Here is a 13,898-nt window from a genome sequence, read left to right on the forward strand (position 1 = left end):
GCGCCACATGGGGCCCGCGGAGGTCCGGCAGCGGCTCGCGGCCCTGCCTCCGGCGGAGGTGATCTTCAACTACCTGGGGCAGCTCGACCGGGCGACCGGGGCCAGCACGCTCTTCGCCCTGAGCACCGAGTCCCCCGGCATGACGGTGGCGCCCCAGGCCGCGCGCGCGCACCTGCTGGCCGTCGACGGCTTCGTGGTGGATGGCCGGCTGCGGATGGACTTCGGCTTCAGCCGCGATCGGCACCACGCCGCCACCATCGAGTCCCTGGCCCAGGACTTCGCGAGCGCGCTGCGGACCCTCATCACCCAGCGCCACTCCCGTGATGCCCTCCGCAGGACGCCCGGTGACTTCCCGCTGGCCCGTCTCTCCCAGGCTTCGCTGGATGGACTGCTCGCCGCGCAGGGGCACTCGGTGGAAGACCTCTACCCGCTCTCGCCGGTGCAGCAGGGGATGCTCTTCCACGTCCTCTACGCCCCGGACACGGGCGTGTACTTCATGCAAACGTCCTGGTCGATCCACTCGCCCGTGGACATCGGGTTGTTCCAAAAGACGTGGCAGGCGGTGATCGACCGCAACACCGTGCTGCGCACCTCCTTCATCTGGGAGGGACTGGACGTCCCGCTCCAGGCCGTCCACGCGCACGCGCCCCTGCCGTTTGAACAGCACGACTGGCGCCACCTGTCCGCGCGCGATCAGGACGCCGGCCTCGCGCGGCTGGAGTTGGAGGCGCGCGCGCGGGGCTTCGACATCGCGAGGGCGCCGCTGATGCGAGTGACCGCGGTGCGGCTGGCGGACCTCCACTGGCGCTTCATCTGGAGCCACCATCACCTGCTCCTGGACGGCTGGAGCACCGGGCTGTTCTTCCAGGAGCTCTTCGCGCTCTACGACGCCTTCCGGACTGGAGCCACGCCGCCGCCCCTGCCGCGCGCTTCCTTCCGTGACTACATCGCGTGGCTGCATCAGGTGGATCGCTCGGGCGATGAGGCCTTCTGGCGTGGGCAGCTCGCCGGTCTGTCGACTCCCACGCCCCTGCCCTCGGAGCTGTCCGTGGCGGAGCGGCCCTCCGGCGTGGGGGGCCTGTCGGAGGCGTCGCTGGAGCTTTCGGAGGAGCGCACGGCGGAGCTGCAGGCGTTCGCGCGGCAGCACCACCTGACGCTCAACACGTTGGCGCAGGCGGCGTGGGCGCTGGTGCTGGCCCGCCACGGGGCGGAACGAGACGTCCTCTTCGGGACCACCCTGGCTGGCCGTCCCCCAGAGCTTCCGGGATCCGAGGCCATGATGGGGATGCTCATCACGACGCTGCCGGTCCGCGTCACGCTCCCCCCGGAGCACGCGCCCGTGTTGCCCTGGCTCCAGGCGATCCAGGTCCAGCAGCTGAGCATCCAGCAGCATCAGCACCTCCCGCTCGTCACCGCGCAGGGCTGGAGCGACATGCCGCGTGGCACGCCGCTCTTCCAGTCGCTGCTGGTCTTCGAGAACTACCCCGTCGATGAGGCCCTGCTGCGGCGATCAACAGTGCTGGACATGCGGGACCTTCGGAGCGGAGAGCCCACGAACTACGCGCTGCTGGCCGTCGTGGTTCCGGCCCGGAGGCTCCTGCTCCAATTGACGCATGACTCTCACCGCTTCCCCGCAGGCGCGGGTCAGCGGATCCTGGGGCACTGGCGTCAGGCGATGGAGACCCTGGCCCGGCCCGGCATCCGGCTGTCCGACGTGTCCCTCGTCACGCCCGAGGAGCGGACGTGGCTGCTGGCGGCCCGTGGCGACGACGCCGTGGCGTTCGACGCCCGTGCCACGCTGCACGCGCGCATCGAACAGCAGGCCGCGAGGACACCGGACGCACCCGCCGTGGTGTACGAGGAGACGGCGCTCACGTATCGGCAACTCGACACGCGATCCAATCAGCTCGCGTGGCACTTGCGCGCGCTGGGCGTGGGGGCGGAGTCGACGGTGGGCCTGTGCCTGGAGCGTTCGGCGGAGGCCATCGTCGCGCTGCTCGCGGTGCTCAAGGCCGGCGGTGCCTTCGTCCCGCTGGATCCGCGTGTCCCAGCCGCGCGCAAGGCGTCCCTGCTGCAAGCCGCTGGCGCCACCGTGCTGCTGACCACGGAGGCGCTGGCGCGCGCATGGCGGCCCGATGGGGTCCACGTCGTGTGTCTGGAGGTGGCGCAGGACGCCCTGGCGGCGCTCCCAGCGGATCCCCTGCCTCCGGTGGCCCACCCGGAGAACCTCGCCTACGTCATCTTCACGTCGGGCTCCACGGGCATGCCCAAGGGCGTGATGGTGCAGCACCGCTCGGCGCTCAACCTTCATCATTCGCTGAGTCGGAGCATCTACGCTGGACTGCCGCCAGGACAGCGCGTCACCGTCAACGCGCCGTTGCACTTCGACGCGTCCATCGAGCAGGTCCTTCAACTGCTCGATGGCCACTGCCTGTGCATCGCCCCGGAGGACGTGCGCCTGGATCCGGAAGGGATGCTCGGGTGGCTGGAGCGCCAGCGCATCGACACGCTGGACTGCACGCCCTCGCAGCTCCGGTTGCTGTTGGACGCGGGGCTGCTCGAACAGGCCCACGTCCCTGGTTTGCTCTCCGTGGGCGGCGAGGCCCTGGACGAGGCGACATGGCGGCGCCTCGCGGCGACGGAGCGCACGCGCGCCTTCAACGCCTACGGCCCCACCGAGTGCACCATCAACGCGACCACGTGGCCCGTCCACGGCGCCGCCCAGCGCGTGCCCGTCATTGGCCGGCCGGTGGACAACCTGCGCGCCTATGTCCTCGACGAGCACCAGCGCCTGGTGCCCGTGGGGGCGCCGGGAGAGCTGTGCTTCTCCGGCGAGGGCGTCACGCGCGGCTACCTGGGCCAGCCCGCGCTCACGGCGGAGCGCTTCCTGCCGGATCCATTCAGCGCCGAGCCCGGAGCACGGCTGTACCGGACGGGAGACAAGGCCCGGTGGAGGGAGGACGGGACGCTGGAGTTCATGGGCCGCCTGGACTTCCAGGTGAAGCTGCGCGGCTACCGCATCGAGCTGGGAGAGATAGAGGCGACGCTGCGCGCGCACCCGGGAGTGCGGGACGCGGTGGCGCTCGTGCGTGAGGATGTTCCCGGGGACGCGCGCCTCGTCGCGTATGTGGCGACGGAGGTGGACGGCGACGCGTTGCGCGAACACCTGCGCCGGCACCTGCCGGAGTACATGGTGCCGTCCGCCCTGGTTCCCCTGCCCGCCCTTCCGCTGGCACCCAGCGGCAAGGTGGATCGCAAGGCACTGCCCGCGCCGGAGGACTCCTCGGTCACCGGGCGTAAGGTCGAGGCCCCCGCGACACCGACGGAGGCCACGCTCGTGGCGCTCTGGCGTGAGGTGCTGCGCGTCCCCGCGGTGGGGCGGCATGACGCCTTCTTCGAGCTGGGCGGCCATTCGCTGCTGGCCACGCAGCTGGTGTCCCGTGTTCGCGCGCACTTCGGAGTGGAGTTGCCGCTTCGAGCCTTCTTCGAGGGCCCCACCGTGGCGGCGCTGGCCGTCCGTGTCGATGCGCTCCGAAGGCCGGAGGCCGCCGCGACCACGCTGCCCGCGCTGCTCCGGATGGAGAGGCCGGAGGTGCTTCCGCTGTCGTTCGCCCAGCAGCGGCTGTGGTTCATCGAGCAACTGGGCACGGCGGGCACCGCCTACAGCCTCCCGAGCGTCCTGCGGCTGGAAGGCACGCTGGACATCATCGTGCTGATGTCCGCGTTCGACGAGCTGGTGCGCCGTCACGAAGCGCTGCGCACCACCTTCCGCGCGCACGAAGGCACGCCGTTCCAGCTCATCCACCCGCCCTTCCCCATGCCCCTGCGGCACGTGGACCTGACGGCGCAGGAAGCGCGCGAGGCGGAGGCGTCGCGGCTGACGCGGGAGGAGATCCGCACCCCGTTCGACCTGGAACAGGGCCCGCTGTTCCGAGGCCTCCTGATGACGCTGGGGCCCACGTCGCACCTGCTGGTCCTGAACACGCATCACATCGTCTCCGATGGCTGGTCCACGGGAGTCCTGGTGCGGGAGATGGGCGCGCTCTACGCCGCCTTCTCGGACGGGCGTCCCTCGCCGCTGCCGGAGCTGACGGTGCAGGCCGTCGACCACGCGCTCTGGCAGCGCGACTGGCTCCAGGGCGACGTGCTCGATGGACAGCTCGCGTACTGGCGCGGGGCGCTGGACGGCGCGGCGCCATCCCTGGCGCTGCCCACGGACCATCCGCGCCCGGCCCGGCAGTCCTTCCACGCTGGCGTCCAGCCCGTGGCCCTGTCACGCGAGCTGAGCGAGGCGGTGGAGGCCCTGGCGAAGCGCGAGGCCGCCACGCCGTTCATGGTGTTGCTCGCGGCCTTCCAACTGCTCCTGCGCCGGTACTCGGGGCAGGAGGACGTGATCGTCGGCGCACCCATCGCGGGTCGCCGACACGCCGAGGCCGAAGCGCTCCTCGGCTTCTTCGCCAACACCGTCGCGCTGCGCACGCGGGTGCGAGACACGCTCCGTTTCCGCGAGCTGCTTGGCGAGGTGCGAGCCACCACGCTGGGGGCCTACGAGCACCAGGACCTCCCCTTCGAGAAGCTGGTGGAGGCCCTCCAGCCGGAGCGCGACCTGGGCCGCACCCCGCTCTTCCAGGTGACGTTCACCCTCCAGAACGCGCCGCTCCCGGAGCTCGCGCTCCCCGGTCTGCTCCTCAGGCCCGTGGAGGCCGCCCCCGAAGCCATCCTCTTCGATCTGCAATGCGTGTTGGTCCGCACGGCGGACGGGTTCGAGGGAGCTCTCCTCTACAACACGGACCTGTTCCAACCGGCCACGGTGGCCGGCATGAGCGAGCGCCTGCGGATGCTGCTGGAGGCGGCCCTGCGCGCGCCGGACGCGCGGCTGTCCCAGCTCCCCTGGGTCACGGAGGCGGAGCGCCAGCGGCTGCTCATCGAATGGAACGACACGACCCGCGACGCTCGACGGGACGCGTCCGTGCCCGCGCTCTTCTCCGAGCAGGCCGCGCGCACGCCAGACGCCATCGCGCTCAAGGCGGGCGCCTCACGGCTTACGTACGGGGCACTGGACGCGGCGTCGAGCCGGCTCGCGCACCACCTGCGTCGCCAGGGCGTCCGGCCTGGCCACCGCGTGGGCTTGTGCCTGGAGCGCTCGTTCGAGCTCATCGTCGGAATGCTCGGCATCCTCAAGGCCGGCGCGGCCTACGTCCCGGTGGACACGAAGGTCCCCGCGGAACGCATCACCTGGATGCTCCAGGAGGCAGGCGTCGGCGTGCTCGTCACGCAAGAGGCGCTGGCGGATGAGCTGCCGCAGGTGGTGGACCTCCAGGTCTTGATGGACGCGGACGCGGCCCAGCTCGCGAGGCAGCCGGAGACGGCGCTGGACGTGTCGGTGCCAGCGGAGGCGCTGGCCTACGTGATGTTCACGTCGGGAAGCACGGGGCGTCCCAAGGGAGTCTGCGTCCCCCAGCGCGGCATCACGCGCCTGGTTCGCGGCGCGGACTTCCTCCGCTTCGGTCCGGAGGAGGTGTTCCTCCACCTGGCCCCGGTGTCGTTCGACGCATCGACGCTGGAGATCTGGGGCGCGTTGCTGAACGGCGCCACGCTGGTGCTCGCCCCAGCGAAGCCGCTGTCCCTGGAGGAGACGGGCGCGCTGCTGAAGCGCGAGGGCATCACCACGTTGTGGCTCACCGCCGCCCTCTTCGAGCAGATGGTCCTCCGCCAGGGCGAAGCGCTCGCGGGGGTGCGGCAGGTGTTGGCGGGCGGCGACGTGCTGCCCGTCGAGCGCGTGCGTGACCACCTGGGGCGGATGGCTCCAGGCGCGGTGCTCGTCAACGGCTACGGCCCCACGGAGAACACCACGTTCTCCGCGACGCATACGCTGCGCGCGGGTGACTCCGTGGTCGGGTCGGTGCCCATCGGTCGTCCGCTGACGAACTCCACGGTGTGGGTGTTGGACGCGGCGCTCCAGCCCGTCCCTCCGGGTGTGCCGGGGACGCTCCACGTGGGCGGGGACGGCCTCGCCTGGGGCTACCTCCGGCGCCCGGACCTGACCGCCGAACGGTTCATTCCCCACCCCTTCGCCACGGCGCCGGGCGAGCGCCTCTACGACACCGGTGATCGCGTGCGCTGGCGGACGGACGGGACGTTGGAGTTCCTGGGCCGCACCGACTTCCAGGTGAAGCTGCGCGGCTTCCGCATCGAGCCGGGTGAAGTCGAAGCGGTGCTGCGTCAGCTGCCCCAGGTCGAAGAGGCGGTGGTGGTGCTGCGCGAGGATGTGCCCGGCGACAAGCGCCTCGTCGCGTACGTCGTGACCGACGGGGACGGCTTCGATCCGGTCGCGCTGAGGGCCGCTGTCCAGAAGCAGCTACCGGACTCCATGGTGCCCGCGTCGTTCGTGGCCCTGTCGTCGATGCCGCTGTCCCCCCACGGCAAGGTGGACCGCAAGGCCCTGCCCGTCCCGGAGGCCCCGCGCGCTTCCGGCGCGACGTCCTCCGCGCCCCGCGACGCCTTGGAGACGGCGCTCGCGGCCATCTGGTCGGAAGTCCTGCATGTGGACGCGGTGGACATCCACGGCGACTTCTTCGAGCTGGGCGGCCACTCGCTCCTGGCCACGCAGGTGGTGTCGCGCATCCGTTCGACGCTGGGCGTGGAGCTGCCGCTGGGAGACCTGTTCAGCGCGCCCACGGTGGCCTTGCTGGCGGAGCGGCTGATCAACGCCCGGCGCACCCAGGCGCCCCCGCTCGTGCGGACCGCCCGGACGTCCGCGCCGCCGCTGTCGTTCGCGCAGCAGCGTCTGTGGTTCATCGATCAGCTGGAGCCGGGCAGCAGCCTCTACAACATGCCGCTGGCGCTGACGCTCACGGGCGCACTGGACGCGGAGGCGTTGCGCGCGAGCCTGGACGCGTTGATGGCGCGGCACGAATCCCTGCGCACCACGTTCCGCATGGAGGCGGGCCAGCCCGTTCAGGACGTCCACCCAGAGGGCACCGTGCCCTTCGAGGCCGTGGACCTGACGGGCCTCTCCAACGAGACGGAGCGGCGCGCGGAAGCAGAGCGGCGGGGAATCGCCGAGTCCCGCCAGCCCTTCGACTTGACGCGAGGGCCGGTGATCCGCGCCCTGTTGCTGAAGCTCTCCTCCGAAGAGCACGTGCTGGTGCTGCACCTGCACCACATCGTGTCCGACGGCTGGTCGCTGGGCGTGCTGGTGCGCGAAGTGACGGCGTTCTACGAAGCATTCCATCAGGGACGGCCCGTGCCCCTGCCGGAGTTGCCGATCCAGTACGCGGACTACGCGGTATGGCAGCGCGGCTGGCTTCAGGGGGGCGTGCTGGAAGCGCAGGTGGCGTGGTGGAAGCAGCAGCTCGCCGGAGCGCCGCCCGCGTTGGAGCTCCCCACCGACAAGCCCCGGCCCGCGGTGGGCACGCAGCGGAGCGCCACGGTGCCCGTGCGCCTGTCGCGCGTCCTGGCCGAGCAGGTGGAGGCCCTGGCCCTGCGGGAGGGGGCAACACCCTTCATGGTGCTGCTCGCGGCCTTCCAGGCCGTGCTGCACCGTACGTCCGGACAGGAGGACGTGCTGGTGGGATCGCCCATCGCGAACCGCCGTCACGCGGAGACGGAGGGGCTCATCGGCTTCTTCGTCAACATGCTCGTGCTGCGCGGCCGCTTCAGCGACGGGATGAGCTTCCGGGAGCTGCTGGCCCAGGTGCGCGCCACCACGCTGGGCGCATACGAGCACCAGGACATCCCGTTCGAGAAGCTGGTGGAGGCCATCCAGCCCGAACGGGACCTGGGCCGCGCGCCCCTCTTCCAGGCGATGTTCGCGCTCCAGAACGCACCGCTGCCGGAGCTGTCACTGACGGGCCTCACCCTGAAGCCGGCGCCCTTCGACGGCAACGCCACCTCGCAGTTCGAGGTGGGCCTGGACCTGAGCCGTGACGCGGACGGCTTCGCGGGGAGGCTGACATACGCGACGGACCTGTTCGAACGCGCGACGCTCGAACGGTTCGGCGACCACCTGCGGATGCTGCTGGAAGCCGTGTGCGTCCAGCCCGGCACACCCCTGGCGAGCGTGTCCCTCGTCTCCGCGGACGAACATGCGCGGCTCTCGGCGCTGGCGAGCGGCGGAAGCGTGGACTTCGACCGCGACATCCCGCTGCATGCGTGCTTCGAACAGCAGGCCGCGAGAACGCCGGACGCGCCCGCCGTGGTGGACGCGGAGACGACGCTCTCCTTCCAGGAGCTGGACGCGAGGGCCAACCAACTCGCGTGGCACCTGCGCGCGCTGGGCGTGGGGGCGGAGGTGACGGTGGGCCTGTGCCTGGAGCGCACGGCGGAGGCCATCGTCGCGCTGCTCGCGGTGCTCAAGGCCGGAGGGGCCTTCGTGCCGCTCGACCCGAAGGCGCCGGCTGCGCGCAAGACGTTCCTGCTCCAGGACTGCGGCGCATCCGTGGTGCTGACCACCGCACGCCTGGCCGAGGACGGCTGGGCGGGCGGCACCCCCACGGTGTGCCTGGACACGGAGCACGTCGTCCTGTCGACGCAACCTCATGAGGCACCGCCGCCGCTCGCGAGGCCGGAGCACCTGGCATACGTCCTCTACACGTCCGGCTCCACGGGCACGCCCAAGGGCGTGATGGTGCGGCACCGCTCCGTGCTCAACCTGCACCGGGCGTTGAAGCGGACGCTCTTCGCGGGGTTGCCCGAGGGCCGGCGCGTCACCGTCAACGCGCCGCTGTACTTCGATGCGTCCATCGAGCAGGTCATCCAGCTGCTCGACGGGCACTGCCTGTACCTGGTCCCGGAGGAGCTGCGCCGGGATCCAGAGGCGATGATCGCGTGGCTGGAGCGGCACCGCATCGACGTCCTGGACTGCACGTCCGCGCAGCTCAAGCCGCTGCTGGACGCGGGGCTGCTGGAGCGCGCCTGGGTTCCCCCCGTGCTCGTGTCGGGAGGTGACACGCTGGACATGGCGTCCTGGCGCAGGCTCGCGGAGACGACGCGCACGCGCGCCTTCAATGCGTACGGGCCCACCGAATCCACCGTCAGCGCCACCTTGTTCCCCATCCAGGGCACCCTCCATCCGCGGCCCGTCATCGGCCGGCCGCTGGCCAACCTGCGCACGTACGTGCTCGACGCGAGGCAGCGTCAGGTACCCGCGGGCATCCCTGGCGAGCTGTGCATCGCGGGTGAAGGTGTCGCGCGTGGCTACCTGGGCCAGCCCGCGCTCACGGCGGAGCGCTTCCTGCCGGATCCGTTCAGCGCCGAGCCCGGAGCACGGCTGTACCGGACGGGAGACAAGGCCCGGTGGAGGGAGGACGGGACGCTGGAGTTCATGGGCCGCCTGGACTTCCAGGTGAAGCTGCGCGGCTACCGCATCGAGCTGGGAGAGATAGAGGCGACGCTGCGCGCGCACCCGGGAGTGCGGGACGCGGTGGCGCTCGTGCGTGAGGATGTTCCCGGGGACGCGCGCCTCGTCGCGTATGTGGCGACGGAGGGGGATGGCGACGCGTTGCGCGAACACCTGCGCCGGCACCTGCCGGAGTACATGGTGCCGTCCGCCCTGGTTCCCCTGCCCGCCCTGCCGCTGACTGCCAACGGCAAGCTGGACCGCCGGGCACTGCCCTCGCCCGAGGCGCTGCTGCGCGCGTCGCGCACCTACGAAGCCCCCGCGACGCCCGCCGAGGTGGCCCTGGCCGCGCTGTGGGAGGAGTTGCTGAACATCCCCGTCGTGGGGCGCAACGATCACTTCTTCGACCTGGGCGGTCATTCGCTCTTGGCCACGCAGCTCGTGTCCCGCGTGCGCGCCCGCTTCGGCGTGGACGTGGGGGTCCGAGCGCTGTTCGAGTCCCCCACCCTGGCGGCCCTCGCCCAGCGCCTCCCGTCCGCGCCGGCGGCCACCGTGCTGCCGCCGCTCAGGCCGGCCACGTCACCGGGGCCGCACCCGCTGTCGTTCGCGCAGCAGCGGCTGTGGTTCATTGATCAGCTGGACCCTGGCAGCCCGCTCTACAACATGCCCACCGCGCTGCGCCTGTCCGGCACGGTGGACGTGTCCGCGCTCCAGCAGGCTTTCGATGCCCTGGTCCAGCGCCACGAATCGCTGCGCACCACGTTCGTCGCCCACGAAGGCGAACCCCGCCAGCACGTCCACGCCGCGCCCACGGGAGTCCTGTCGGTGGTGGACCTCACGGCGCTTCCCGAGGACTCACGTGAAGCGGAGGCGCTACGGCTCGCGAGCGAGGACGCGCTCCGGCCCTTCGATCTCGCCGTGGGGCCGCTGGCGCGCCTCACCCTGCTGAGGCTCGCGGATCAGGAGCACGTGCTGCTCATGTGCCTGCACCACGCCATTGGCGACGGCTGGTCCGTGGCGGTCCTGGTGCGAGAAGTCACCGCGCTCTACGAGGCCTTCCGCCAGGGCCAGCCGCCGTCGCTCGCGCCGCTGGCGGTGCAGTACCCGGACTTCGCCGTCTGGCAGCGCTCCTGGCTCCAGGGCGAAGTGCTGGAGGCGCAGCTGAAGTGGTGGAAGCAGCAGCTCGCTGGGGCCCCGCTGGCCCTGTCGCTGCCCACGGACAAGCCCCGCCCGCCCCAGCGTTCGTCGCGCGGCGCGGCCTTCCCGGTGCGCTTGCCGTCGGGCTTGAGTGACGCCGTGGAGGCGCTGGCGCGGCAGGAAGGCGCCACGCCCTTCATGGTGCTCCTCACGGCCTTCCAGACGCTCCTTCACCGCTACTCCGGGCAGGACGACCTGCTGGTGGGCACATCCATCGCGGGCCGGCGTCACGCGGAGACGGAGGGGTTGATCGGCTTCTTCGTCAACACGCTGGTCCTGCGCGCGCGGTTCGACGGCCGGCCTTCATTCCGGGAGATGATCGCGCAGGCGCGCACCGTCACGCTGGGAGCGTACGAGCACCAGGACCTCCCGTTCGAGCGGTTGGTCGAAGCGGTGCAGCCCACGCGAGACCTGTCGCGCACGCCGCTCATCCAGGCCCTCTTCGTGCTCCAGAACCTGCCGGAGTCCGAGGTGCGCCTGCCGGAGCTGACGCTGCGCCCGGTGGAGGTGGACCTGCCCACGACGAAGTTCGACCTGGACCTGAGCCTGGTCCGCACGGAGCGCGGCTTCGAAGGCGTCCTCTCCTACAGCACGGACCTCTTCGAGCCCGCCACGGCCCGGAGACTGACGGAGCACCTGCTCCAGCTGCTGGAGGGCGCCGTCGCCGCGCCGGATGCCACGGTGGAGGCGCTGCCCCTGCTGACGGCCGAAGAGCGCCAGTGGGTGCTGGAGGAGTGGAGCGGCGAGACCGCCGACTTCGCGGGGGACATCCCCTTCCACACACGCTTCGAGCAGCAGGTGACGCGCACCCCCAAGGCCCCCGCCGTGGTGATGGGCGATACGACGGTGTCCTTCCACCAGCTCAACGTGCGCGCCAACCAGCTCGCGCACTACCTGCGCACGCTGGGGGTGGGCCCGGACGTGCCGGTGGCGTTCTGCCTGGAGCGCTCGCCGGAGGCCATCGTCGCGCTGCTGGGTATCCTCAAGGCGGGAGGCGCCTTCGTGCCCCTGGACCCGGCCGCTCCCGCCGCGCGAAGGGCCTTCATCCTGGAGAACAGCGGCGCGGCCGTGCTCCTCACCACCCAGGCCCTGGCACAAGCGTGGCAGCCGGCGGTGCGGCATCTGGTGCGGCTCGACGTGGAGGCACGCCGCATCGACGCGCTGTCGCCGGGCAATCCGCGCTCGGGTGTGCAGCCGGGGTGCCTCGCGTACGTCCTCTACACATCGGGCTCCACGGGCATGCCCAAGGGCGCGATGATCCAGCACCGCTCGCTGGCGCACCTGCACCGCGCGTTGATGGAGGACTGCTACGCCCGGGTGCCCCGGGGCATGCGGGTGAGCCTCAACGCGCCGCTCTACTTCGACGCGTCGGTGGCGCAGTGGCTCCTGTTGCTGGAGGGCCACTGCCTGTGCATCGTGCCAGAGGCGGTGCGCCAGGATCCGGAGGCGATGCTCGCGTGGTTGGATCAGCGCCGCATCGACGCGATGGACTGCACGCCGTCGCAGCTCAAGCTGCTCCTGGAGGCCGGGCTGCTGGAGCAGCCGCATGTGCCCTCCATCGCGTTCATCGGAGGCGAGGCGATGGATGAGGTCACGTGGCGCCTCCTCGCGGAGACGCCGCGCATGCGCACCTTCAACGCCTACGGCCCCACCGAGGGCACCGTGGTGGCGACCACCTGGTGCGTACAAGGGGCCCCGCAGGCGACGCCCGTCATCGGCAAGCCGCTGCTCAACGTGGGCGCCTTCGTCCTGGATGCGGCCCTGAACCCCGTGTCCGTGGGCGTACCCGGCGAGCTGTTCATCTCGGGTGAGGGGCTCGCGCGGGGCTACCGGAACCGGGCGGACCTCACCGCGGAGCGCTTCATCCCCCACCCCTTCAGCGCGGAGCCCGGAGCGCGTCTGTACCGCACGGGTGACCGGGTCCGGTGGAGGCAGGACGGCACGCTCGATTTCATGGGGCGCGTGGACTTCCAGGTGAAGCTGCGCGGCTACCGCATCGAGCTGGGCGAAATCGAGGTCATGCTGCGCACGCACCCGGGCGTCCGGGACGCGGTGGTCCTGGTGCGCGAGGACGTGCCGGGCCTGCCGCGCCTCGTGGCGTACGTGGCCCCGGAGGTGGATACCGCGCCGCTCCGGGTCCACCTCCAGCGCGCGTTGCCGGACTACATGGTGCCGGCGGCATACGTCGCGCTGGCCGTCCTGCCACTGACGCCCAACGGCAAGGTGGACCGCAAGGCCCTGCCCCGTCCCGCGGAGGACGTCGTGGGCATGGAGGCCCGAGTGGGGCCTCGCGACGCGCGAGAGGCCTGGCTGGAGCGGATCTGGTCCGAAGCGCTGGGGCTGTCGGCGGTGGACGTGCGGACCAGCTTCTTCGAACTGGGAGGTCACTCGCTGCTCGCGGTGCGCCTGATGGCGGCGGTGGCGCGGGAGACGGGCCGGAAGCTCCCGCTGTCGACCCTCTTCCAGGCGCCCAGCGTCGAGCGGTTCGCGGTCCTGCTGGGCGAGGCCGAGGAAGCGAAGCCCTTCACGCCGCTGGTGCCCTTCACGAAGGACGGGACGGGCGCCGCCCCGCCGTTCTTCTGCGTGCATCCGGTGGGCGGCAACGTGCTGGCCTACGCGGAGCTCGCGCGGAGGCTGGGCCCGGAGCAGCCCTTCTATGGGCTCCAGGCGCGAGGTCTGGACGGCGCGGCCGAACCGCTGGGCACCGTGGAGGCCATGGCCACGAGCTACGTACACGCGCTGAAGGAGGTCCAGCCCACCGGGCCCTACTTCCTGGGCGGCTGGTCCCTGGGGGGCGTCATCGCCTACGAGATGGCGCACCAGCTCCGAGCCGCGGGCGAGGTGGTGGCGCTGGTCGCGCTCGTTGATTCGTATGTCCCGGAGACCGTCCCGGCCCCGGAGCCGGACCTGGATCGCGCGCTGGCGGTGGGCCTGTTCGCGCAGGACCTGATGGGCGTGTCGCTGGAGCACCTGGACGTGGACACCGCGGAGCTGGCGGCGCTGGAGCCCGAGGCCGCGCTCGCGAGGGTGTTGGAGTCCGCGGCCCGGGCTGGCGCCCTGCCACCCGGAGTGGAGGCCTCGAATGCCACGGCCCTCTTCCGCGTCTTCGAAGCCAACCTCGAGGCCGCGCGGCGCTACCACCCGCCCGCGATGGATCAGCGCGTGCTGCGCTTCCAGGCGGCGGACCTCATCGAGGAGGCGAGGACCCTCGATGGCGGCTGGTCCGCGCTCGTCGGGGCGCGGCTGGAGTCGCACCCCCTGCCCGGCACCCACTACACGCTGCTGCGCGAGCCCGGGGTCCAGGCCGTGGCGGACATCCTGGCGAAGGCCCTGCGGGAGGCCTGAAGCACGTAGGCCCGCA

The 13,898-nt window shown here is 71.6% G+C and carries 1 protein-coding gene (cut by a window edge); it reads left to right on the plus strand.

Going from position 1 to position 13,898, the window contains the following annotated elements; all coding sequences use genetic code 11:
* Window positions 1–13,882, plus strand: partial view of a non-ribosomal peptide synthase/polyketide synthase gene (locus FOF48_RS21385; RefSeq protein WP_143904594.1) — the end only. The gene continues 23,210 nt to the left of window position 1, outside the view; 13,882 of the gene's 37,092 nt are visible here — the last part of the coding sequence; the start codon falls outside the window, past its left edge; it ends in the stop codon at window positions 13,880–13,882.
* The last annotated feature ends 16 nt before the right edge of the window (window positions 13,883–13,898 follow it).

The sequence above is a fragment of the Corallococcus sp. Z5C101001 genome (assembly GCF_007352635.1).
Taxonomy (GTDB): Bacteria; Myxococcota; Myxococcia; order Myxococcales; family Myxococcaceae; genus Corallococcus; species Corallococcus silvisoli.